This is a genomic window from Streptomyces sp. WI03-4A, assembly GCF_033792105.1.
GTDB classification, from domain to species: Bacteria; Actinomycetota; Actinomycetes; order Streptomycetales; family Streptomycetaceae; genus Streptomyces; species Streptomyces collinus_A.
In genome coordinates this window covers 210502-233840 of record NZ_JARAUO010000008.1, presented here as the reverse complement: position 1 = coordinate 233840, position 23339 = coordinate 210502, and the positions used below count along the sequence as shown (strand labels likewise).

Sequence of the window (23339 nt, the reverse complement as noted above, 5' to 3'; positions counted from 1 at the left end):
GCGCCAACACCGACGTCTGGGGCCCGGGCGATGTGAAGTCCTACGCCGCCTTTCAGCGAAAGCTCGGCCTCGCAGGTGACGATGCCAACGGCATCCCCGCCAAGACCAGCTGGGACAAGCTGCAGGTCCCCAACGTCTAGGGGCCGAGGCCATGGCGCCGCAGAAGCGGGGGAGAAGCGGCGACGCGAGAAGTCCTCCCCGGCCGCTCGTCGAACGTGAACCGGCGACGTGAATCCGTGGAACTGAAAGGACCGCGTCATGCCCGAGAAGAACTTCGACGAGGAGGACGTGAAGGCGGCCCTAGAGAAGACCGACACCGGCGATGGACCCGGAACCGACGACCTCGACGGCCTTCCGGAGAGCGACTTCGTCGCCTTCGCCGAGGACGACGTCGAGAACGACGCGGAGGACTCCAAGTGACCGCCACCATCGCTTACGACCGTGCCGTCTCGAACCTCATCGACGAGCTCAACGCGACGGGCCACGTCACCCACAAGTCCTACAGGAAGACGTCGGTCACGCTGCACCACAACGGCGCCCGGCTTTCGCACCAGGGTGTGCTCGACGTCTGGAAGACGCGTCCGGCTTCGGCCCACTTCGACGTGGACGCCGCCGGTGCCGTCGCTCAGTACGTCAAGGTGAACGAGTACGCCTGGGCCGTCGGCGACACGGCCGGCAACCAGAGCACCATCAGCATCGAAATGGCGAACGAAACGCTCGCGCCCGGCTGGACGATCACCGAGGCCACCTGGAAGAACGCCGCACGTCTCGCCGGCTGGCACTTCGCCAAGGTGATCGGCGAACGCCCCGGCAGGAACAACCTCTTCTACCACCACCACTGGTCCTCGACCGCCTGCGCCGGCCCGTACATGGACAAGATCTACGACAAGGTCCTCGCGGCGGCTCAGGAGGCGTACGAACACTTCAAGGATCCACACCCTGCCCCCGGGGCGCACACCGAGCCGTTCCCGGGTGTGTCGTTCTTTCAGAGCGGTCGGAAATCGCCGATCCTCGCCGCGATGCACCGTCGGCTCGTCGCCGAAGGCTGCAACCGGTACCAGTCGAGCGCCAACACCGACGTCTGGGGCCCGGGCGATGTGAAGTCCTACGCCGCCTGGCAGCGGAAGCTCGGCCTCGCAGGTGACGATGCCGACGGCATCCCCGGCAAGATCAGCTGGGACAAGCTGCAGGTCACCAACGTCTGACCGTCCTCGCTGATGGTTGCATCGAGCAGCAGTCCGGGGGGCACCGGGTCAGAGTTCATGCACGGAGAGGCGGCACCCCCGCACAGGGTGCCCCCCCTTCGCGGTGCGCCGGAGCCGCCGTCGATCGGTCTTGAGGGTCGGGGACCGACGACGGCTCCGGGGCCGGTGCGGTCAGCGGTGGCCGCTGCCCGGCCCGCCTCGAGGCGGGCGACCGGGATGCGGAACGGGGAGCAGGAGACGTAGTCCAGGCCGGCCTCGTGGAAGAAGTGGACCGACTCCGGGTCGCCGCCGTGCTCGCCGCAGACGCCTTGAGGTCGGGGCGGGTGGCGCGGCCGGCCTGGGCGGCCGCCTTCACCAGGGAGCCGACGCCGTCCTTGTCGATCGTCTCGAACGGGCTGACGCCGAAGATTCCCTTCTCCAGGTAGGCCGTGAAGAAGCTCGCCTCCACGTCGTCGCGGGAGAGCGACTGCGAGATCTGCGAGATCACCAAAGATGCCCTGACCGAGTACTTCGGCGCCCCGGCAGTGAAGTCGGTCAAACGCAAGCTCGATCCCGACCTCGCAGTTACCCAGGCCATCGAAACTGCCATACACCTGTCGACGAGCGACACCCTCGCCTTCGCGGCGGTCACCCCGCGCTTCCACGGCAATGGCTTCACCAGCCAGACCGCCATCAGGTGCTTCATCAAGCACGTCAACCGTCACCGGAGCGTCACCGGGCTTGCCGAGATCCCTCCCAGCAAGATCACCCCGCACATGTTCCGCCGGACCATGGCCGAAATCGCCGTCGGAATGCAGCTCAAGCATGCGGTCACCCGAGCGCTGGCCAACCGTTGGACCCAGGGCTACATGGATCACGACCCCTCCTGGGCCCGCCTCCTCACCACCGCCATCGCCGAACGTCGGTTCCAACGACTGAGGGACCGTTTCGACGCCGACAGCCGCGGCGAGGCAGCGCCACCCGTCCACCTTCCCCTTCGCGGTGATCGGTATCGACGCCTACGCCCAGGCCTCTCGGGCGATCGGTGAGAGCGCGGGGAAACTTCAGAGCGTGGAAGCCGCCTATCGGAGCGGCGCGGTGTCCTTCGGCCGTCCGCCTGTATCCCATGATGACGTGGAGCACGGCCTGTATCCCATGATGACGTGGAGCACGCCCGCGCAGCGCTGCAAGCGCAGTCCCGTGAACGCTCCAAGGCCACCGCGCCCCGCGCCCCGCACCGATCCCGCTGCGGAGCAGGTTCGCCAGGCCCACCACTCCTCCGCGGAAGCGCATCAGCCGGGCCTACGCCCAGCCTGACCGCCCGGAGGCGTCGAGGCCCCTCTGGTCGCCGGTCGTGGAAGATCACGCGAGTGCCTGACGGCCGTAGGTACGCCTCATGCACGTGATCGGTACGCGAAGCATGCGCTTGAGGTGCGGTGGCGCCGCTCGCCCGCCATCCAGCGGGCCGCCTCGGCATTGGGGAGGTCTGAGGTTGCGGGGCTCCACCGGCGGCGGGCCGGCACAACCCCGCTCCCGGAGCAACCCTGTTCCTCCTGGCTGCGGGGCCGCTTGCCCACGGCTCCTCGCCCCTCAGAACGCCTTCCAGCGGCCTTCGAAATCACTTCCACGGTGCCGCCGGCCACCTTGATGGCGGTCTGCTCGTCGATCGCGTAGTCCCGGGCTCGTACACGCTGCCGGTGAGCAGGTCCCGACAGATCGTTGCCGTCCAGGAGATCCCGTTGTCTGGGGCGACGACGTGCGTGAGCCGCTCCTCGGCCGGGCGATCCGGTGCGGGCTCCGGGCCCTGGAGGCGAGCGCGGCGCAGTGGGTGCGTACCGTACGGGCGGCAGGGGAGTGCGTCGCGGCACTCGGCGGGGGACCCGAGGCCGCCGCACGTCGTCGCGTGACACAACCGCGATCATGCCTCCATCAGCCGGCCTCCTGGACCGCTACCTTCAGCGGCCCGGTCATAATGTTCCCTGCGTGCCGGGCCCGGCGCTCTGTAAGTGCGCCTGACCGGCGTCGGTTCGCGGATCGCAAGCTCGGGCCGCTCGCGTACAGCGTCAACCCGGAAGGCCCGAGCCATGAATGTGGCAGCCAGCACCACCACCGTCAGGACGAAGACGGGCGGGACCGCCACCCTGACACGCGCCGCCGTCATGGAGGCATCCCGCACGGAACCCGACTACACCGCCTACGCCCCCAATGACGTCTGGGTCGTCGCCGACATCGGTGGCCGTCTCATCCCGGTGATCTCGTTGGTGCGCGCCGCCCTTGGCGCCGAACCGCACAACACCAATGAGGCTGAAGTCAGGATCAGGGAACTCGGGTTCCAGATCTTCATCAAGCGCTTGTACACACCGGGCGGGCAACCGGTCCGGCTCACGCAGACGCAGCTCAAGGACGCGCGCCCGTAGCCAATCGAAGGCCACCCTGCGGGACCTCGATGCGGTGGTGAAGCCCGCTATGGGACAGAGCGCGCTCACCCTGGGCGTGGCGCTGGCCGACGCTCGTGCGCTCGCTGGAGATGGGCAAGGCCGAGGTCAACAACCGCATCATTGCGGCCCGCTCACGGCGGCCCGGCCATCGTGGACGGCGACTGGCCGCACGGTCCCGCAGCTACAGGCTGACCGTGTCGAGCAGGTGGGGGTCCGTTGTTGACGGCCGTGGAGACGGGGCGCGCGTCGAGGTGGCCGTCGGCGGGCTGGCTGAGGAGGGCGCGTAGGTGGTCGGGGTCCTGGTGGGTGGGGTCGAGCCAGTCCTCGTAGTGGTCCTCGGTGAGCGCCAGCGGCATGCGCGGGTGGACGTGGCCGGCTGCGTCGGTGGCTTCGGTGGTGATGATGGTGCAGGTCATCAGCCAGGCGGCCGGGTCGTCGTCCTGGGTGACGGCCGGGTCGCGCCAGTACTCGTACAGGCCGGCGAGCGCCATCACCTGGTCGTCCTCGGGGTACGGCTGCTTGCGCGCCTTGCCGGTGGTCGGGTCCGTGCCGGGCTGCCACTCGTAGAAGCCGTCCGCGGGAAGCAGGCAGCGGCGTTTGACGAACGCGCGGCGGAAGGCCGGTTTCTCGTGCACTCTCTCGACCCGGGGCGTTGATCATCCGGGCGCCGATTTTCGCCTCCTTCGCCCAGGACGGCACCAGACCCCAGCGCAACGGACGCAACTCCCGCGCGGGCGCTGCCCCGTCGTCGTCGCGCGGGGCGCGCTCCAGGACCGCCCAGACGTCGTCGGTCGGGGCGACGTTCCAGTTCGGTGCGAGCGCATCGGTGGCCGGCCACTCTTCGGCGTGGAACAACTGCGCCAGGTCATGCGGGCGCCGGGTGGGAGACGTATCGGCCGCACATGCGACCACTGTCTCACCGCCCCATCGCTCGACGAGGTACCGGGCTGTGAGGCAGTCCACGTCGTCTTCGCCCACTGGCAGATCGAGAGAGCTCTGAGGTCTCACGAGTTCGTGGGTACCCACTGACGCACACCGTGGTCGTTCGTGCCGTACCAGTAGTGGGGCAGTCCCTTGATGCCGCTGGTGCGGAACGGGCGGCCGTGGTCGTCGATGCGGACTGTGCCGGTGCGGCCTTGGGAGGACCAGTCGAGTTCCAGGTACCAGTCGCAGTCGTACGCGTCGGTCGTCGCGGTGAGCTGCAGCACCTCTGGGTTCTCGGCGGAGACGCGGTAGGGGAACTGCACTGCGGGCACGAGCTTTCCGCTGTCGTTGCCGGGGCGCGCGTGGGCGATCGGGCGGTCGACGTCCAGGTTCACGGAGAAGTTGCGGGGCGGCAGATCACTGCCGCAGCCCTGGCCCATGGCGTACGCGGTGCCGGTGACCGGGGTGCCGCGGCTGACGACGCGGACCCGCAGCGCCGTGAGGACCACGGCCGTGGACGACTTCCCCTGCACCGAGATCTGCACCATCGTCTGCTGCCCGGGTACCGCCTGCTGCGTCGCTGCCCACACTCCGGCGTCCTGTTGTACTGGAGGCGGGGGCACCTGGGCCGGGTCCTTCCGGATGACGTAGTCGTGCCCGCAACCGCCGTCCCAGATCTGCGAGTCGGCGGTCCAGGCGAGCGGAATGGGGGCATCGTTCTTCGTCTCCGCCGACGGTCCGCCCTTCGACGCGGGGCTCCCTGAAGCCCGTACTCCTGTGGAGGGCAAGGCCGAGGCCGCGGAACGGCTGCGGGAGGGGCTGGCCGCAGAGGCCGAGGGGTGGCGTGACGTACCGGCTCCTGCCGTACGGAACTGACCGGGGGCCTTGGCGGAGGTGTCGTGAGACCGGTCGGCCGACAGCGCCGACATACTGCCCAGCGTCGCCAGCAGTACGGTCGCCGTGGCCGTGCCGACGACAGTGAGGCGACGGCGGTACCAGGACCGTCCAGTTGAACGGACCGGATCCCACTTGGCCGTCGACTCGAGACTGCCCGGTCCGGGAGCGCCGGGAGGCAGCGCAGCGTCGGCCGCTCCCGCATCGAGTCGCGGTGGCGAACCGCTCGTGCAGCCCCCGTTACCACCGATGCCGTCGGCGCCGCCCCCCACATCGCGCGCGCCGCCACCCGCACGCCCCGCCGTCCCGCCGGCCGGACCCGAAGCCCGCTCGTCCCCTGTCGGCTTCAGTGCCCCTTCGGCCGCTGTCGGCTCCGCCGCCTCCTCACCCGCCCTCGGCCGCTGTCGTGCCGTCAGGGCGAGCAGCCACAGGCGGTGCAGGTCGAGGCGTTCCTCCGGGCTTGCCCCGCAGAAGGCGGCCATGCGCTCCACTGGGGTGTAGTCCTGGGGGACCGCGTCGCCCGCGCAGTAGCGGTGCAGCGTGGAGGTGTTCATGTTGAGGCGCCGGGCCAGCGAGCCGTAGCTCCGGTCCGTGCGGTCCTTCAGCCGGCGCAGTAGCGCCGCGAACTGCTCGACGTCGTCCCCGGTCGACACCGTTTCCCCCGTCCTGCCGTGTGTCCCCGTATCCCAGGCGGTCCATGCGATCCATACACCTGCACGTCGGACGGGCTGGGATGGTTCCACCGTGGCTGGAGGGGCGTTTGGCGTTGCGCCGCGCTGCCGTGACGGCTGATGCGCACGGCCCCGCACTCCCGTACTCCCGGGGTGCGGGCCCGCGGCGTAGGCGTGGGGCGTGGCGGGCTCGGGCTGCCAGGCGGCGGGCTGCTGGGGTGCGGGGCACGAGGGTGTCCCGCCCGGGCGGCGGGCCTACAGCAACGCCTGCAGCGCCCTGTGGACCTTATGGGCCGCGCGTCAGCAGGAGTTCACCGCGTTGTGCCGCTCCTGGCGTGAGCAGCACCCCTTCTGCCCTCTGCCCGGTGCGGCCGTCCAGGCCATGTGTATCGGCCCGCTGTGGTCGCCGGCGCCCCGGTGCTGTCCACAGGCGTGGCGGGACAGGCCCCCGCAGGAGAGAGCTCCGCCGCCCTACAACCAATCGTCCGCCTGGCATGTCTTTGAGCACACCCGGACGAAGATCCGGCTGATCGCGCGGGAGACACATGCACATCCCTACGACCGCGGCCGCCAGCGCGGGCACCTTGACGGCGCTCACCCTCTCCGGGGCCGCCGCCCGGGCCCACAGCCTTGCAGGGGCGGGGAGATGAAGTCCCGCTTGTGGTCGTCCGTGTTCGCGGCCGGTGCTGCCTGTGTCGTGCTCGCCTCCTTCACCCTTCTTGGACACGGCGACTCACCCGCCGGTCGCTCGTCCTTGGGTGCACCTCAGGCGACAACCGCCCTGGAGCCCCCGGCCACACCACCCGCACGTCGGGCCCCGCGACCCGGCGAGGGCTCGAAGGACCCGGACGACATCAACGGCGACGGATACCGTGACCTGATGGTCCCGGTCACCGTCGGCGGATTCGACCGGAAGGCGAACCCCGCAGGCGAGGAACGTGTCGGCGTCGTTTTCGGCTCCGCCCACGGCCTCGACCCCGCCGTGCGCAGCGTCTGGTCGCGCGCCGACCTGGGCCTGCCCGAGCCCGACGCGGCGCACCGCGGCAAGGATGCCCTCGCCGCCGCAGCGGTGATCACCGCCGACCTCGACGGGGACAATTTCCCGGACTTCCTCACCGTCCGCAACGGGCCCGTCGTCAAGACCAAGGGCTTCCCCGCGGCGCGGGCCATCACGTATGTCTCCTGGGGCAGCCCCACCGGGCCGACGCCAGGTGCCGAAGCGACCGTGCTGCGGATGCCGAAGGGGGTGGCGCGCATGGGGGTCTCGCAGTGGGCTCGCGGCGACTTCGACGGCGACGGGCACCACGACCTCGTCGGCCCCGCAGCGGACAAGTCGTGCTTGATGGTGCTCTACGGCCCGTTCGACCGTTCCGGTACCCCGGCCCGGACCGACAGCCGCCTGCCCTGGCTGAGCGGCACCCTCTTCCCGGACGCGATCGATCCGTCCGGGAAGCCGCGCGCCACCTCCCTGCTGGTCCACGACACCAACGACGGCGAACAGTCCGGCAACACACTCCTCGTCGCCCATCACGGCACCGGGCTCGCCTCCCCGGGCACCGCGCTGCGCCAGGGCAACGCCCATGTCTTCGGTGACTTCGACGGCGACGGCGCGCGTGACATCGCCGTGGGGGACGATCACAGCCGTAACGACGAGGACGGACCCGGCGCAGAACCGGCGGACGTCGAAGGCTCTTTGACGGTCTACCCCGGCTCCGGCACGCCTCCCGTCGTCCGCCGGCTCCCGAACACCCCCAAGGGCCTGGACACCGGCTACAGCCCCGGCGGATTCACCGCCGCCGACCCCGACGGCGACGGCCGCGACGCCATCCTGGTCGCCACCTACCAGGGCGCCACCCTCATCGAAGGCGACCGTCGAACGAACGTGCTGCGCCAGGGCCCCGCGACCGTCGGCAGCCGGCACACACCCGCCAAGTGGCTGCACGCCCGCCCCGTCGGCGCAGGAGACTTCAACGGCGACGGCCACGACGAACTCGTCCTGGCCTGGGCACCGGGCCTGCTGTTCGGCTTGTACGGGGAACACCCCGACCACTGGTGGATCACCGACGGCACCCGCCGCCGAGACCAGACCTCCTTCACCACAGACCACTTCGCCCTCCGGTGAGACAGTGCGGCGGGCGGGCCGCCGCCCTCGCAGCCAGTGCGCTTCTCACCGCGGCGGACTTGGCGCCTCACGCCGGCCGGAACAGACCCGGGGCCGTTGGCGCGGGGACGCCGCTTTCAACAGAGGCCGGTCCGCGCGCGCAGGATGGCTCAAAGCCGCTGGGTACGGCGGGTTCGGGGTGGGGTGATCCTGCAGCCAGGAAGATCGCTCACAGCTCACGGGGGAGTTGTCCATGAAGACCTTGATCGCCTTAGCCGTTGCCGTCCGCGACACGATCACGGGGCGCCGGTCGCTGACCAGACGCGTCGACCCCGCTGCTCGCGGGCGCGGGCATGACCGGGACGCGAGCCTTCCTGGCCACTACGTACCGAGCGCCAAGTTCCCCTCGCACAACGGCTGGTGACCGCCGGAGGGCGCCGCGTCCAGGCGCGGGGCCCCCGGCTCACTGCCGACCGCGGCAGGCCACCCCGGTCACCCGCTGCGCCGCCTCCTCGACGCGGTCGTTGCGCCCTCTGGGGGCTGACCGCGTCGAGGAGGGGGAGCGTGAGGTTGCGGGGCTCTACCGGCGGCGGGCCGGCACAACCCCGCCCCCGCATCAGGTCAGCCCCCAACCCGGAAGCTCGTGAACTCGCCCCGAACGCCGCGACGTACCCGTTGGTGTTGTTGCGCAGGTTGGAGGAGTGCAGCTCGACCGGCGTGCAGAGGCCGTCGGGGGCGTCGGGCATCCCGGCCGACTGATTGGACGGGGTCAGCCAGGTGATGGTGCCGGTCGCAGCCTGGGCCGGGGCGGCGGTGGCACCGACGGACAGGAAGGCGGCAGCAGCGGCAGCAGCCAGGGCGTTCCTGCTCCTCGAAACACGGCTCACGGGTAGGGCTCCGTTCGTTGGCCGTACGAGGAGGCCTATACGGTCATGAGACGGCCCGCCAGGCGGCGGGCCGGTGAGCATCAGAGCAGCCCGCAGCAGCCCGACCTGGGCCAACACCGGATACGTCACTCATACGAGTCCCGCGCTCGTGACAACGAAGGGCCAAGGCCAGCCCAAATTGCGCGCTCCGGAGGCATCTGCCGCTGCCCACCCGGTGCTCCAGCCCGCCAGCCGGTCCGCCCGCACCAGGGGTCGCGCCGCTGGGCTGGACCACGACGACAGGCCCTACCGCCAGGCTCACACGGCGTCCGCCGCGCCGAGCGGGGAGCAGCCACACTCGACCGGAAGACGACCATGGACAACCCGCCCGACCCCGCGCTCTGGATGACCCAGCCCACTCCCGGTGAGCGCCGTCGCGGCCGAGCATGACGACGGCGACGGCGGTGTCGTCCGTGCCGCCTTCGGCGAGCCTGTCGCGGTCTGCGCCGTCAAGGCCGGCCGAGGAAGTGCTCGCAGTCCGGGCAGCGTCTCCTGGCGGCCAGGGCGGTGTTGCCTGCCGTGGCCTGCATCGGCTGACGTTCGCTGATCGCTGCCCACTGTCCCGAGGCCGGACTGGGCAGCCATCCCCATCCCGAGTCTCCGGGCGACTCCACGTAGTGGACGCACGCACCCGGGATATGGGCATAACCCCGGGGCGAGACCAGGATCTTTTCAAGGACGGGATTCCGAGGAGCGCGCGGGGCGGCAGTCGCCCCGTCTGCCTCTTGAGGACTGCTTCTGTCCGCGGGACAGTCGCACCCCTGCCCAATGATCAGTTCGCACCTGACGCATCGTCGTAACTCCATGACTCCGATGATCGCGCAGGCCCGGGTGGGACACACGCTGGTAAGGCCCTGACCGGCTACAGATCGAAGTCGAGGTCGATCAGGTCGGTGAGTTCGACTTCGAGGCCGTGGGCGCGGCGACCCTTGTCGCGGAAGTGCACCTCACCCAGCGCCTCCGCCGCGATCTGCCGGAGCTGGTCCTCGGTGAGGCCGGCTTCCCGGGCGTGGAAGAGGCGTGCGGCGAGATCGGGGGGCAGGGCCAGGGTGAGGTGGCGTGTGCGGGCGTCGTCGGTGCTGCCGGGGGCGGCGGTGTAGCCGAACCGGGCCTGGGCGTCGATCACGATGCCGCCGGTGGTGGCCGCGGCCTGCTTCGCCTTGGCCCTGATCTGCGGCTGCCAGCGTGTGCTGACCTCATGCTCCAGGCGGTCGGCGAGTTCCGGGCGGGGCTTTAACGGTGGTCAACTCACCCGCTCGGTGTGTTCTTCCGGGGGCCGCAGGACTTCGGCTGGACCCGGCGGCCGGCTGGGTAGGCTTGCGCCCATGACCAGGGCAAAGGGGCGGTGGCCGACCGGCGATGCCGCATACGGCGGTGTGGAGGACGCGGCGCTGCTCATCCTGGAGTGGCTCGGAGAGCAGGGTGTGGACGCCATGATCCGGGTCGATGCTGAACGCCTTCGACAAGGCCGGCCGGCGTGGACCTTCGCCGCCAGCGGCGGCCCGTTGGCCACGGGTTTGCGAGCGGACGGGGCCTCGGCTGGCGAGTGCATGGGCACGGCCCTGCTGCGGCTGCGCGAGGCTGGACTGCCCGTCCCCTTCTGAGTACATGCTCGGACGGAGATGAGCACCAGGGTCCGTGCGACGAGCCCCGTCGAGGTCGACTCACGCCCATCCTCTGCGCGGGCGCGTCCTGCGTTCAGGCCGCGGCACGGAAGACGTACGCCGTCATCGGGGCGGTGGCCGGCCCCGGGCCCAGACGGGCCGTCATCTCTTCGATGATGGTGGCCCGGACGTCCGGTCCGTCGCCGCGCTCTTCGACGGCCGCGCGCAACGGTGTCCCGGTGAGGTACCCGGTGGCAAGGTCGGCGGTCGACGCGGCCCGGCCCTGAAGCGTCAGCTCCTGCTCGTCCTCGACAGCGAACCCGGCGGCCGCCAGATCAGCGGCCACGACAGCGGGGTCGGCATAGCCGTGCGGAACCGTCTGGAAGAACCGTGGTGGGTCGACCGGAAAGGCCCGCTCCAGCCCGGCCTGCAGCGCGACTTCGAAGGCGTGCGTCCCGAGCGGGCCCCAGGTGTTGAACAGGAACCGGCCGCCCGGGGCCAGCACCCGGCGGACCTCGCTAAAGGCTCCGATGCGGTCGGGAAAGAACATCACGCCGAACTGGCAGACCACTAGGTCGAAGCCTCCGTCCAGGAACGGCAGCCGCTGCGCGTCGGCCTGCCGCCACACCGCGCCAGGGGCCCGGGTCGACCCGAATGCGACCATGGCCTCGTTCAGGTCGGTGGCCGTCACCTCGGCCGAGGGTGCCACTGCGAGCAGGTCCGCTGTCAACACGCCAGTTCCCGCAGCGAGTTCGAGGATTCGCCGAGGGTGGAGTGCCGCCGCCCGGGCAGTCAGGTCCTCGGCGAAGGGCCGGAAGACCACCGGCACGAGGTACTGCTCATAGGCCACCGGCATGGATTCGGACCATCGCCGGTCAGCATTGATTCCTGTCACCCTCATGACGGTAGCGCCGCGTCAGGAAACCTCTTCCCTGCCCCGCCGCCATGCACCCTGGAGCTAGACCCACCTGACAGAGTGGCAGGGCAAACGCTCTCTGACACGGCACTAGGCCGTGTATCGAAAGTGGATCTTGAACGGTTAATGATCACGGTTCATGGCACTAGGAGATCTCACGGACGAACAGTGGGCGGTGCTGGAGCCTTTGTTACCGAAGGGGAGGAAGGCAGGACGGCCGCCCATCTGGTCCCGGCGGCAGCTCATCGACGGCATACGGTTCCGGGTCCGTACCGGTGCCCCATGGCGGGACGTCCCCGTTGAGTACACCCGGCGGCCTATTCACCGAGCCCTCTGATCACGGGCTGGGACGTTCGCGCGGCGGGTTCACCACCAAGCTGCACCTGGCCGTTGAGCAGGGGCAAAAGCCCATGTCCGTTGTGATCACCGCTGGACAGCACGGGGACTCGCCGCAGTTCGAACCAGCGCTGGAGAAGGTCCGCGTGCCCCGCATCGGGCCGGGCCGGCCTCGTGTCCGTCCCGATCGCGGGAGGGCTGACAAGGCGTACGCCTCCCGCAGGAACCGCGCCTACCTACGCCGACGCGGTATCCGTTGCACCATCCCGGACAAAGCCGACCAGGCACGCAACCGCAAGAAACTGGGCGCTCTCGGTGGCCGGCCGCCCAGATTCGACGCCGAAAACTACAAGGCTCGGCATGCGGTCGAGTGTGGAATCAACCGACTCAAAAGGCACCGAGCAGTGGCCACCCGCTTCGACAAACTCGCGGTCCGCTACGAGGCGACCGTCCTCATAGCGGCCATCAACGAGTGGGTGTGAAGTACTGGTCCGACGACAACTCGAACACCCGCACTCGCCGACCGCCGATGGGATTGACGGTCTCACGGACGGGATGCATCCCCAGTTTGGTCATGATCCGTTCGGACGCGTCGTTGCCCACTTGAGTGATGCTGACGATCCGCTCCAGCCCTCGCTCTTCGAACCCGAACCGTACAGCGGCCGCAGCGGCCTCGGTGGCCAAGCCATGCCCCCAGTGGGAGCGTCCCAGCCGCCAGCCGACCTCAACCGCCGGCAGTACCTCTGGCAAGTAGTTGGGCACCGAAAGGCCGGTGAATCCGGCCAGCTCGCCAGTGGACCGGATCTCCACGGCGAACAGACCGAAGCCCTGTGACTCCCACTCGCTCTCCCATGCCTGGACCCGGCCGCGAGTCTGCTGTTCGTCAAGGACGCCGCCGTCACGGATCCACCGCATGACCTCGGGGTCGGCATTGACGCCAGCCATGGGCGCAACGTCTTCCTCGCGCCAGCGACGCAGGATCAAACGGGGAGTCTTAAGCATGAGCATCCAATAATTCTTGATCACAAATAGGCTCTCCGTCGTCCTCGCCAGGCACTTTCGGTACACGCCCTAGTAGTCGAGGTTGATGCGGAGCCGTAGAAGCCTGCCGAGCGCGCGCCGCGTCGCCCTCACTGACGAGGATGTGGGCCCGTTCTGATGACCTGTCCGAGGCGTCGTAGCTCAGTGACGGGCACGAGAGGCAGGTCCTACCCCGGTCCAGGCCCTGCCGCCGACCTGCGCGCTGGTCGAACTCAAAGGAGCTCTGCGCTACCACGGTACCGACCCGGCCTGCCTGGAAAAGGTGCTCAGGGCAGGTCTCCCGTCTCGGCGTCGACGTCCGCGTCGGCATTGGCCCCTACCAGGTCGCCGACTGGCTCCGTCCACTCCCCGTGGAAGCGCTGCACGGCATCGGCCGGCGTCACGCTTCCGCCCTTCGGGATTACGACATCCACCACGTCGGGCTGATCGCTGGCGTCTCATGCGCCACCGTGCAGCGCCTGCTCGGCAAGAAGGCCATTGATCGTGTCAGCGAACCGGATTATCTCCTGCGGGACGGATCTCCGCCAGCACCGGCAGAGGCGTCAGCCATGTACAGGGCCTCCTCAACCGCCACCGGCTGCGACGTTCCTGCGCCGCAGCCAGTGCCACCACCGGCTCTGGGGCCGTTGGGTGGACATGGCCAGCGCTGTCTCCAGCGCGTTGCGGGTGCTCAAGGTATGCGTGTGCTCGTCGCCCAGGATGCGGACGCGGTCATCGAGTGTTCGGCGCAGTAGGTCTACCGCCTCGGCCTGCTCACCTGCACTGGTTAAAGCGAGAGCAAGGTTGTGGCGACTGGCAAGGGTATCCGGGTGCTCGGCGCTCAGGATGCGGGTGCGGTCCTCCAGGGTCTGGCGGAGCAGGCGCACTGCTTGTGCGTGCTCGCCCATCCCGTGCAGCGCGAGACCGAGGCTGTCACGGCTGGCCAGCGTGTGCGGATGCTCGTCGCCCAGAATGCGGGTGTGGTCGTTGAGCGCCTGCCGCAGCAGCTGTATCGCTTCCGTCTGCTCACCCGCCCTGGTCAGGGCGCTGGCGAGGTTGTGGCGGCTGAGCAGGGTGAGGTGGTGCTCCGGGCCCAGGACACGGATGCGGTCGTCAAGGGTGCTCCGGTGCATGCGCACTGCTTGTGCGTGCTCGCCCATCCCGTCCAGCGCGAGACCGAGGCTGTCCCGGCTGGCCAGGGTATGCGGATGCTCGGGGCCCAGGACACGGGTACGGTCGTTGAGGGTCTGCCGCAGCAGACCTACCGCCTCGGCATGCTCACCCGTCCCGTCCAAAGCGCATGCGAGGTCATTGCGGCTGGTCAAGGTATCGGGGTGCACGGGGCCCAGGATTCGGGTGCGGTCCTCCAGGGTCTGCCTGAGCAGGCGTATTGCCTCGGCCGGCTCTCCCATTCCGAACAAGGCATTGCCCAGGTTGTTGCGGCTGGTCAAGGTATCGGGGTGCTCGGGGCCCAGCATGCGGGTCTCGACGTCGAGGACCCGTTCATGCAGCAGGCGCGCCGCACCGAAAGCGCCAGCCTTCTGCAGCACCTGCGCCAGGTCGTTGAGAGTGGTGCGGTGGTGTGTGGCAGTGCGCGGGTCCGCATAGTCGAGCAGCAGCGGCAGGTGGGGGGCGAGGAGCACGGCTGCAGGCCAACCAGCGCGCCCGCGCTGGTTGGCCTCGTGCACGGCCGTGGTCAGCCGCTCGGCAAGGGCCTGGTGCCACACGGCGAGATCGGAGGTCTCGGCCGTGAGGGCGACAGCGTTGATCTCTCGGATCAGGGGATGCAGCACCGTCTGCGCCCCCTCGCTGCTGCCCGACGCCGGGCCGGTGCTGCCGGGAGAGTGGGGCAGGCCGAGGAGACCGTAGCGGTGCAGGCCGGCGAACGCGGCCTCCAGGGCCACCGCGGTGACGTCGTGTCCGGTGACGACGGATAGCAGGTCCGGGGTGATCAGGGACAGGGGGACGGGGGCCTGAGCCAGCAGGGCCAGCAGTCGCAACACAGGGCGGGCCAAAGCGTTGCCCTCCCCGGCGAGCTGATCCAAGGAAATTTCCCAGGTGTGCCGCACCACGGCGCGGGCGACCTGCGGATGGGAGGCATTCGGGTGCGCCGCTCCCAACAAGAACCGCAGTTCCTGTTCCAGGGCCTGGCGGTAGGCGGCAAAGGTGCGGTAGCGGCTGGTGGGTCCGGCCAAATAGGTGCCGGCCGCGTGCAACGCCAGTGGCAGCCCGCCCAGTCGCGCCGCCAGCTCCCGGGCCTGCTCGGCGGTGCCGGCTGCGGGAGCAGCGTCCAGCAGGACCTGCCCCGCAGGCCGCACCGGCAGCGGCTCCAGTGGCAGCAGCTGTGCGCACGGACCCCAGGTCTGCTCGCTGCCATCCCGGCTGGTCACCACCAGCAGGCCCCGGCCGTAAGGACGGATCCAGCCGCGATAGTCGGCCACCGGCTCCCCTGCCGGGCCGATCTCGTGCGGCTCGTCGGCGTTGTCCACCACCAGCAGCCACTGCCGCACCCGGCCCAATTGTCGCCAGACGACATCCGGCAGGCTCGCCTGCCCCGCTCGCGCGGCCTCCAGCTCTGCCTCTGGAAGGCCGCAGGCCAGCGCCGCCTGCACCATCTGCTGCGCCAGCTCGGCACCGTCGCGCCAGCGCACCCAAAACACTCGCCAGCCCGCCGCCTCGGCCTGGGTGGCCAGTTGCGCGGCCACCGTTGTCTTGCCCATCCCGCCGACCGCGCACAGCACCGCGAACCGGCCTTGTGGCCGCCGAAGCATGCCTGCCAGCACGGCGAGTTCGCCCTCACGCCCCCGCACGCGCTGAACATACGGGGGGCGTAGCGAAGCCTGCTGGCCCCGGGCCAGTCGGCTCACCGGTGCCAGCCGCGCCGGGGGCCTTGCTGCGGCATCCAGATGTCGGCCCCACAGCAACAGCCCGATGCTGACCGCCACCAGCACGGCGAACACCGGCCAGATCACCCACGCCTGCGCCGCCCAGCCAGGCACCGCCGCACTGGCGTAGTTGGTCACCGGCCCCAGCACAGCCGCCACCACTGCGGCTGCTCCCGCTACCGCCGACCCGGCCCACGCACCTCGTCTACGCCCCATGGCCTGCCACCCCCGTCCACCGATACCAGGATGCTCCCGCCTGGATCACGTCCATGGAAGGTTGCGGGTGGTCACGACGCGGGCGGCGGTGTTGCTCTGGTTCAGCGGCCAGATGCCGAGCCTGCTGCTTGAACGCCATCATCCGCCGCCCGGCGCGGCCCGGGCACCAGGGCAGGCAGCAGGTCGAGCCGCTTGTCCATGTCGAGGCGGAAGGTGCCGTACGGGTTGACGTTCGACCAGAACAGCGAAGTCAGTCCTCGCCGGTCCTCGTCGGACAGCTTCTTCGCCCAGGCCGGTTCGGCGAGGACCTGCTGCAACAGCAGGGTGTTGACGTGCACCAGGGCGGACTGGAGTAGGCGCAGCGCGAGCATCGAGGTCCCGGCGTGTTCCTTGTCCGGGCCGGTCAGGGCGCCGTCCTTGCCGTAGTGCAGGACGGTGTTCGCGCTGTTCCAGTTCTCCACGACCTGGAGCCCGCTGTGGATCTCGCGGCGCTGGCCGGGGCTGGCGAGGTAGTCGCACGCGAAGGTCGTGCGTACGGCGCGGCCGAGTTCTTCGAGCGCGGAGTGGGTGGGGTGCTTGGGGCCGCCCGAGTGAAGCGCCGCAGCACCTGCTCGGCCTCAGCGGTGCCCAGGCGCAGGGCGGTGGCGTACTTGACCGTCTGGTGGTGCTGCTGCTCGGTGGCCTTGGCATCCTCTTCGTCGGCGCACCGCCCCGCGCCCTGTCCACCGGCGCACGACGCACCAGCGTGCTCGCCGACTTCGAGGACGGCATCTCCGAAGCACTCACCGACCGCCTCGCACGCCGGTCACCGGACGAATCGGCCAATACCCGCGCCCTGTACGCCTCCGTCCTGGCCCGCGCCTCGGTCGCCGGCGTACGCAGCGCCCTGATCGCCTTCACCACCCGCGACGACGCACCGACCGGGCCACCGCCCTCAGTCGAGGACTTCGCCCACCTCCTGCACGAAGCCTTCGCCGTCCTGCGCAACGGCGGCGTGTGAGGCACGCCAATAGTGCTCGCCGCAGGAACAGCCCGCCGGCCAGCGTTGTGAGGCAGGCGTACGCATTGCCGGTGGTTTGTGTCGCAGCGTCCAACTGGGCCAGAGTCACTCGCCGTTGAATGGCCTTGAGAGCGACCAACACACACAGCACCAGCCACGCGGCCGGGTTAGCTACGACACGCTCCGGCAAGCTGGTGACGAGCGGTTGAAGCGCTTTCACGTACCAGAATCGACTGAGAGCCTCATCCTGCTGCTTCCCGCTGCAAGATTTTTTGGTCGGCGAAGATCGTGTCCTGCCCCACTTTCGGCGGTCAGGCGACACTGAAGCTGCTCGCTGGCCTGTCGCAGCGAAGGTTGAGCCCTCTCACCGAAGTCTGAGCGCTGAGGGCGTGTCTGTGCCCTCTGTCCTTACGCTCAGTTAACCGTCCGCTGCAGCGGTGAGCTCAGCCAAGTGAGCCTGCCGGCTGCGCACCGCGCGCTCCAACTGTTCAACGTCCAAACCGGCACGTCGGTGGGCCGGGGTCCCTGGCCTGCTGTGTGCCAGCCGCTCTCGGGCTTTGGCCAGCGACGCTTCCCGAGCCGCAAGCCGACGCTGAACCGTCTCGATGCTTTGCATAGCACTCAGGATGGCGTACTGCCCCACTCGCGATGCGTTCTTCGTCCGATCTGGGAGTTCGAGGTCTGGACGGCACGGTGCGCATGCTTCTACGCCAGCGGTCAGGGCCTCTATGGCGTCGCGCCGCGTGCTGGGCTACTCGCGGGGGTGTCCGACTGCACACTTTCCGTGACGCTACTGAACTTGATTGGGTGATGTCGGGTTCGGTTGACATGCGACCTCCTCCCTGTCCTGCTCTTTCAGCGGGGGGTCGGTTGCAGGCGTTCGATGCGGTCGAGGTCGCCGCTGAGCAGGTCGCGGTGGCTGATGGTGAAGTCTCCGTTGGGCAAGGTCTGCCCGCGTCCGAAGTGCCGGCCCACGACGGTGGTGGGGAGGAAAGCGCGCAGGCGGTGGCGCATGTCCCCGGGGTACACGACGGGTGCACCCCAGTCGGAGGGGGCCTGGTCGGTGGAGAGCAGGACCCAGTGGTCGACGGGCGCGGCGGCGTCGAGGTCCGGCGGCGCTCCGGTGTGGCTGTCCAGGGCCGGCACGGTCAGTCGGTCAGGGTCGAGGGGCGAGTACCACAGCAGCAAGGGCTTGGCACGTTGCGCGTCGGCGTTGTCGAAGCAGCACACGGCGATGGTGTGGTCGGGGAAGTGGTCGGCGTAGAAGCGCAGGAGGTCCGGGTCGAGGTCGGGGCGCCGGTGCGGCGACACCTGCCGCAGCGCGCCGGTGACCGCGGTGGGGTCGGCGGCGAGGAGCACCGTGTAGACGTCATGGTCGAAGACCTGGACGGGCTGGGGTTCCGCGCCCATCCACGCGATACCGTCAGTTGCTGCGGCGGCGGATTCGACGGCGGTGACCATGCGGTGCAGGACGTCTCCGGTGCGTCCGGCGGAGAGGAAGTGCCGGGGGCTGAGCTGCCTGGTGGGCAGGTGCAGCAGCATGGCGTTCGGGCCGTTCGCCAAGTTGGCGACGGTGTTCTGGTAGCCCAGGACGTGGATGAGGCCGTGCTCGGGGTGGTGCTGCCGCCCGCAGTACACGATCGTGCCGGAGAACGCGGCCTCGGCTGTTGAGATGCACACGGCGGCACGGTATCGCCTCTGTCCGGCACGCGCCGAGGGGATTTGGCCTTTTGAGGACCGCTACTGAACTTGATTGGGTGATGTCGGGTCGTTCGGCTGAGCGTTGAGCCCTCTGCGCTAAATGCCTGTCCTCTCCGCCATACCCCCTCCGGGGCCGTGCGGGCTGCCACGGCGGTACACCGGTCTCGAGTCGGCACTGCAACCGCGCGAGGCGCTTCTCGCGGCGGTCCAGCTCAGCGTGGGCCCCGAAGGGCCCGACCGAGAGGCGAGCTCGCTGGCCCCGATCAACCACTCCGGGCTCTTCGGCGCCGGCCCTTTGCGCCGCTGCCGTTTGCCAGCCCATCCGCTGGCCGCCGGGCTCGGCGGATGGGCTGTTTTGGCCCTCTGCCCAATGTGCTCGCCGCACCTTTGGCCGATCCATACAACCGTGGGTCTTCGCCCCTCCGCATCATCAAGGGCCAGACAAAACCCGGAGGCGGAGGAGCGGTGTGATGGGAAGTGTGGGGACCCGGCCATCGGCCGGACAGGAGAGAACACGTACCGGCCGGCTCACCCGGCGGCAGGCCATGGGAACGCTGGTCGGAGAAGCGGCGGCGAGCCCCCTGAAGCGGACCATGGGCGTCGCCCAGCTGACCCTGCTCAGCGTGGGGGCGACCCTCGGCACCGGCATCTTCGTGGTGCTCGGGCAGGCCGTGCCCGAGGCGGGGCCCGCCATCGTCGTCTCCTTCGTCCTCGCCGGTGTCACCGCCCTGTTCTCGGCGCTGTCGTACGCCGAGCTGGCAGGCATGATCCCCGGCTCTGGATCGTCCTACAGCTACGCCTACGCCACCCTCGGGGAGCTGGTCGCCTGGGTGTGCGGGTGGTGTCTGATCCTGGAGTACGGGGTGTCGGTGGCCGCCGTCGCCGTGGGCTGGGGGCAGTACGTCAACGAGTTGCTGAGTCTCGTGTTCGGCGTGACCCTTCCCGACTCGCTGAGCGCCCCGCCCGGCACGGGCGGCGTGCTCAACATCCCGGCCGCCCTCATCGTCGTCCTCGCGATGGTGGTGCTGCTGCGCGGCGCGAGGGAGAGTGCCGTCGCCAACACCGTCATGGTCGCCGTCAAGATCGCCGCGCTCGTGCTGTTCTGCGCGGTCGCGTTCACCGCCTTCCGGGCCGGGAACTTCCATCCCCTCTTTCCTCTCGGCGCCGCCGGGATGAGTGCCGGAGCGGCCTCCCTCTTCTTCTCCTACATCGGCTTCGACGCGGCCTCCACCGCCGGCGAGGAGGCCCGAAACCCGCAGCGGGACCTGCCCCGCGCCATCATCCTGTCCCTCGTCCTCGTCACCGCCCTGTACGTGCTCGTCGCAGTCGCCGCGCTCGGCGCGATGCCCTGGAAGCAGTTCGCGGGGACGGAGGCGACGCTGAGCGAGGTACTGGTGCGGTCCGTCGGCGGTGGGAACCTGTGGCCGATCCTGCTGTCCATCGGGGCCGTGGTCGCCACCACCAGCGTGGTGCTGACCGTGCAGTACGGGCAGATCCGCATCCTGTTCGCCATGTCCCGGGACGGCCTCGTGCCCCCGCTGTTCTCCCGCGTCCACCCGCGCACCGGTGTGCCCCGCGCCAACACCGTGATCGTCTCTTCGTTCATCGCCGTCCTCGCCGCCCTCGTCCCGCTCGGCAGCCTCGCGGACGCCACCAGCATCGGCACACTCTTCGCGTTCATGCTGGTCAACCTGGCCGTCGTGCTGCTGCGTCGGCGCAGCCCCGATGCCCCGCGCTCCTTCCGGGTGCCGTTCTCCCCGTTCACCCCGCTCATCGGGGTCGGCTTCTGCGTCTACATGCTGGGCAGCCTCGGCACCGACACCTGGGTGGCGTTCGGGGCGTGGATGGCGGCCGGGCTCGTGATCTACGGCCTCTACGGCATCCGGCACTCCAGGCTCGACCGGCAGCAGGACCTCGCATGACCCACTCCCTGGACCTCACCGCCGGCGTGGTCACCCTCACCCGCGCCCTGATCGACCTGCCGTCCGAGAGCGGCCGGGAGGCGGAACTGGCGGACGCCGTGGAGGCGGCCCTGCGGGCGCTGCCCCACCTCACTGTGGGGCGGGTCGGCAACTCCGTCGTCGCCCGCACCGGTCTCGGCCGCCCCGAACGGGCACTGATCGCCGGGCATTTGGACACCGTCCCGGCCGCCGGGAACCTGCCGTCCCGGCTCGCCGACGGCAGCGTGCACGGGCTCGGCGCCTGCGACATGAAGGGCGGGGTCGCCGTGGCGTTGCGGCTGGCCGCCGGGATCCTGGAGCCGGTCCGCGACGTCACGTACGTCTTCTACGAGTGCGAGGAGGTCGAGGGCGACAGGAACGGGCTCGCCCGCATCGGCGCCGAGCGCCCGGCCCTGCTCGCCGACGCCGGCCTCGCGATCCTCATGGAACCGTCCGACGCCGGCGTCGAGGCCGGCTGCCAGGGCACCCTGACCGCCGACATCGTGGTCGAGGGCGCCCGCGCGCACACCGCCCGCGCCTGGCAGGGGGTGAACGCCGCGCACAAGGCAGCCCGGGTGCTGCAGCGGTTGGACGACCACACGCCCGAGCGGGTGGTGATGGACGGGTTGGAGTACCGGGAGGGGCTGAGCGCGGTCGCCGTGCGGGCCGGGGTCGCCGGGAACGTCGTGCCCGACGAGTGCGTCGTCACCGTCAACTGCCGCTTCGCACCAAGCCGTTCGGCCGAGGAGGCGGAGGCGTACGTGCGCGGGCTGTTCCCGGAGTACGAGGTCCGCGTCACCGAGGTCGTCGCGGGGGCCCCGCCCCACCTGGACCGGATCGGCGGGCTGGCCCGCGCGCTGGGCGCCGAGCCGAGGGCCAAGCTCGGGTGGACGGACGTGGCCCGCTTCGCCGCGCTCGGCGTGCCCGCACTCAACTACGGCCCCGGGGACCCGTCGCTCGCCCACACGGCCGGGGAGCACGTCCCCGTCGAGCATCTCGAGCGGTGCGAGAGCAGGCTCAGGGCGTGGCTGAGCTGAGCCCCGCGAGCGCCCTCAACTGAAGCCACAGCAGCAGTCGTTCGTCGGGGTCGTCCAGGTCGACCCCGGCGTGCTGCTGCAGCTGCCGGAGGCGGTAGCGGCAGGTGTTGGGGTGCACGGCGAGGAGTCGCGCCGCGCCCGCCATGTCACCACCGGCGTCGAACCAGCAGACCAGCGTGCGGGCGTACTCCGTGCCGTGCTCGGCGTCGTACGCCAGCACCCGCCGCCACGCCCCCGCATTCAACTCCCGGTGTTCGCCCATCACTTCGGCCAGACGCAGCAGCGTGACCCGGGGCCGGACCTCGTCCACGGTGGCCACCGGCAGCCGGGCGTCCAGCACTCGCAGCACCAGGTCGGCGTCCGCCCGCGAGCCGGGCAGCCCGGCCGCGCCCGGCACGACCTCGCCCAGCGCCGCCCGCACCGGCACGCGCAACGCCTGTCCGGCCCGAGCCACGATGTCCTCGGCCAGCTTCCTGTGCCGCTCGCCGGGACCGGGCAGTACGGCGTACACCACCCCGTCGAGCAGCACGCACGCGTGCCGTCCGTAGCGGGCCTCGCACTGCAGGCGCACGACGTCCAGCAGACGCAGCGCGGTACGCTCGGCGTCCGGGACGCTCGCGGCGGAGTCCAGGACGAACGCGGCCGCCCGGGCCGGGCCGTCGACGCCCAGGCGGGCGGCGGCGGTCGCCGGGTCCGGTGCCGTGCCGTCCAGCAGGCGGCGCAGCAGGTCGCTGCCCCGGTGCCGGGCCAGCTCCCGGGCGGCACGCGCCCGCAGCAGGAGCAGCGCGGCCGTGGTGGCGCCCTGGGCGAGGGTGTCCTCCGCGTCCGGCGCGAGCGAGCCGCCGTCGACCACCCACACCGAGCCCAGCGTCTCCCCGCCGGCCCGTACCGGCATCGCCAGCCGGGGCAGGTCCGAGCCGGTCAGCGCGGGCAGCCGCAGCGGCCGGTCGGCGGCGAACAGGCGTCGGTACTGCTCGGTGTTGTCCGCGCTGGCCGGCACCTGGCGGCCGAGGATGCCCTGCCGGCGGTCCTCGTCCACCGGCTGGCCGGAGACGGTCGAGTAGGCGAGGATCCGCTGGCGTGGGTCCTCGACGGCGATGGCGCCGCCGGTGGCCGCCGCGATGGCGTCGGCCAGCGCGAACAGGTCGCCGAGCCCCAGGTCGGCGGTGGCCGCGGCGGGCCGGGCGGCGATGGCGGAGGCCAGCAGCAGGTGGACATGGTGCCAGCCGGCGTCCTCGGCGACCGACAGCAGCGCCACGCCGTGGGCCTCGGCCTCCGCGACCGGGCCGTCGGCCCCCCGCACCACCACGCCGGTCAGCTCCGCCTGCGCGGCCGCCCGCAGCAACGGGCCCGCGTCCGCCGCCCGTGTCCCGACCGCCAACAGCAGCGCTCCGGGCAGCCGAGGGAGCGGGGTGTGACCGTCGTAGAGCAGGACCTCGGTGACCGGCGCTCCGCAACCGGCCGGGGCGGTGTGCAGGCGCAGGGTGGGGCCGCCGACGACGTCCAGAAGATCGCCGAGGGTGCAGGCGTCCATGACGGGTCCTTG

16 protein-coding genes and 6 pseudogenes are annotated in these 23339 nt (G+C 70.4%); 11 read left to right on the top strand and 11 right to left on the bottom strand.

The features are described 5' to 3' along the window. The 3 genes and pseudogenes from PV343_RS12365 to PV343_RS12355 form a co-directional block, all read left to right on the top strand. Positions 1-140, top strand: a pseudogene (locus PV343_RS12365) (N-acetylmuramoyl-L-alanine amidase); the annotation flags it as partial. Between the two features lie 118 nt (positions 141-258). Continuing rightward, positions 259-420 (top strand): hypothetical protein, encoded by a 162-nt coding sequence (locus PV343_RS12360; protein ID WP_319146892.1) that lies wholly within the window; start codon positions 259-261, stop codon positions 418-420. Beyond that, positions 417-1205, top strand: coding sequence for a peptidoglycan-binding protein (locus PV343_RS12355; protein WP_319146891.1), 789 nt, complete (start codon positions 417-419; stop codon positions 1203-1205). The genes PV343_RS12360 and PV343_RS12355 overlap by 4 nt, the downstream gene beginning before the upstream one ends. A 55-nt stretch (positions 1206-1260) precedes the next feature. Here PV343_RS12355 and PV343_RS12350 read toward each other — a convergent pair. Further along, positions 1261-1668: pseudogene (locus PV343_RS12350) on the bottom strand (putative PEP-binding protein); the annotation flags it as partial. On the opposite strand from PV343_RS12350, the gene PV343_RS12345 reads away from it, so the two are divergent. Then, the gene (locus PV343_RS12345; RefSeq protein ID WP_319146890.1) at positions 1634-2233 is read left to right on the top strand and encodes a hypothetical protein; all 600 of its coding nucleotides are present in this window, start codon (positions 1634-1636) and stop codon (positions 2231-2233) included. The pseudogene PV343_RS12350 and the gene PV343_RS12345 overlap by 35 nt on opposite strands. Positions 2234-3268: 1035 nt before the next feature. Then, positions 3269-3601, top strand: coding sequence for a hypothetical protein (locus PV343_RS12340; RefSeq protein ID WP_319146889.1), 333 nt, complete (start codon positions 3269-3271; stop codon positions 3599-3601). Between the two features lie 152 nt (positions 3602-3753). On the opposite strand, the pseudogene PV343_RS12335 reads toward PV343_RS12340, so the two are convergent. Then, positions 3754-4526 (bottom strand): annotated as a pseudogene (locus PV343_RS12335) (SOS response-associated peptidase). Between the two features lie 100 nt (positions 4527-4626). Continuing rightward, a complete protein-coding gene (locus tag PV343_RS12330) occupies positions 4627-6093 on the bottom strand; it encodes a helix-turn-helix transcriptional regulator (RefSeq protein ID WP_319146888.1) in 1467 nt (488 codons plus the stop codon). An 898-nt stretch (positions 6094-6991) separates the two neighbouring features. Here PV343_RS12330 and PV343_RS12325 point away from each other — a divergent pair. Then, the gene (locus PV343_RS12325; protein WP_319146887.1) at positions 6992-8233 is read left to right on the top strand and encodes an FG-GAP-like repeat-containing protein; all 1242 of its coding nucleotides are present in this window, start codon (positions 6992-6994) and stop codon (positions 8231-8233) included. 1767 nt (positions 8234-10000) lie between these two features. On the opposite strand, the pseudogene tpg reads toward PV343_RS12325, so the two are convergent. Then, positions 10001-10372, bottom strand: a pseudogene (gene tpg / locus PV343_RS12320) (telomere-protecting terminal protein Tpg); the annotation flags it as partial. Positions 10373-10463: 91 nt separating this feature from the next. Here tpg and PV343_RS12315 point away from each other — a divergent pair. Then, positions 10464-10742: a hypothetical protein gene (locus PV343_RS12315; RefSeq protein WP_319146886.1), complete on the top strand. Its 279-nt coding sequence runs from the start codon at positions 10464-10466 to the stop codon at positions 10740-10742. 94 nt (positions 10743-10836) lie between these two features. Here PV343_RS12315 and PV343_RS12310 read toward each other — a convergent pair whose 3' ends face one another. Beyond that, positions 10837-11598, bottom strand: coding sequence for a class I SAM-dependent methyltransferase (locus PV343_RS12310; RefSeq protein WP_319146885.1), 762 nt, complete (start codon positions 11596-11598; stop codon positions 10837-10839). A gap of 199 nt (positions 11599-11797) precedes the next feature. Between PV343_RS12310 and PV343_RS12305 the strand changes: the two are divergent. Next, positions 11798-12476, top strand: a pseudogene (locus tag PV343_RS12305) (IS5 family transposase). On the opposite strand, the gene PV343_RS12300 reads toward PV343_RS12305, so the two are convergent. The 4 genes and pseudogenes from PV343_RS12300 to PV343_RS12285 form a co-directional block, all read right to left on the bottom strand. After that, a complete protein-coding gene (locus PV343_RS12300; protein ID WP_319146909.1) occupies positions 12460-12996 on the bottom strand; it encodes a GNAT family N-acetyltransferase in 537 nt (178 codons plus the stop codon). The pseudogene PV343_RS12305 and the gene PV343_RS12300 overlap by 17 nt on opposite strands. Before the next feature lie 305 nt (positions 12997-13301). Then, the gene (locus PV343_RS12295; RefSeq protein WP_319146884.1) at positions 13302-13451 is read right to left on the bottom strand and encodes a hypothetical protein; all 150 of its coding nucleotides are present in this window, start codon (positions 13449-13451) and stop codon (positions 13302-13304) included. A 147-nt stretch (positions 13452-13598) separates the two neighbouring features. Beyond that, positions 13599-16037, bottom strand: coding sequence for an FxSxx-COOH system tetratricopeptide repeat protein (gene fxsT / locus PV343_RS12290; protein ID WP_319146883.1), 2439 nt, complete (start codon positions 16035-16037; stop codon positions 13599-13601). 179 nt (positions 16038-16216) lie between these two features. Then, positions 16217-16651: pseudogene (locus tag PV343_RS12285) on the bottom strand (Tn3 family transposase); the annotation flags it as partial. Positions 16652-16779: 128 nt separating this feature from the next. Here PV343_RS12285 and PV343_RS12280 point away from each other — a divergent pair. Then, entirely contained in the window at positions 16780-17115 is a 336-nt protein-coding gene (locus PV343_RS12280; RefSeq protein WP_319146882.1) for a hypothetical protein, read from the top strand. 855 nt (positions 17116-17970) lie between these two features. On the opposite strand, the gene PV343_RS12275 is transcribed toward PV343_RS12280, so the two are convergent. Beyond that, positions 17971-18795, bottom strand: a complete 825-nt coding sequence (locus tag PV343_RS12275) for a hypothetical protein (RefSeq protein ID WP_319146881.1) — start codon at positions 18793-18795, stop codon at positions 17971-17973. Between the two features lie 491 nt (positions 18796-19286). Here PV343_RS12275 and PV343_RS12270 point away from each other — a divergent pair, with 491 nt between their 5' ends. Both PV343_RS12270 and dapE read left to right on the top strand, forming a co-directional pair. After that, entirely contained in the window at positions 19287-20738 is a 1452-nt protein-coding gene (locus tag PV343_RS12270; protein WP_093479669.1) for an amino acid permease, read from the top strand. Beyond that, on the top strand, positions 20735-21793 hold the full coding sequence (gene dapE / locus PV343_RS12265) for a succinyl-diaminopimelate desuccinylase (protein WP_093479670.1): 1059 nt from the start codon (positions 20735-20737) through the stop codon (positions 21791-21793). The genes PV343_RS12270 and dapE overlap by 4 nt, the downstream gene beginning before the upstream one ends. Here dapE and PV343_RS12260 read toward each other — a convergent pair. Beyond that, positions 21774-23327 carry a helix-turn-helix domain-containing protein gene (locus PV343_RS12260; protein WP_319146880.1) on the bottom strand — a complete coding sequence of 518 codons (1554 nt, stop codon included), beginning with the start codon at positions 23325-23327 and terminating at the stop codon, positions 21774-21776. The genes dapE and PV343_RS12260 overlap by 20 nt on opposite strands. Positions 23328-23339: the final 12 nt, after the last annotated feature.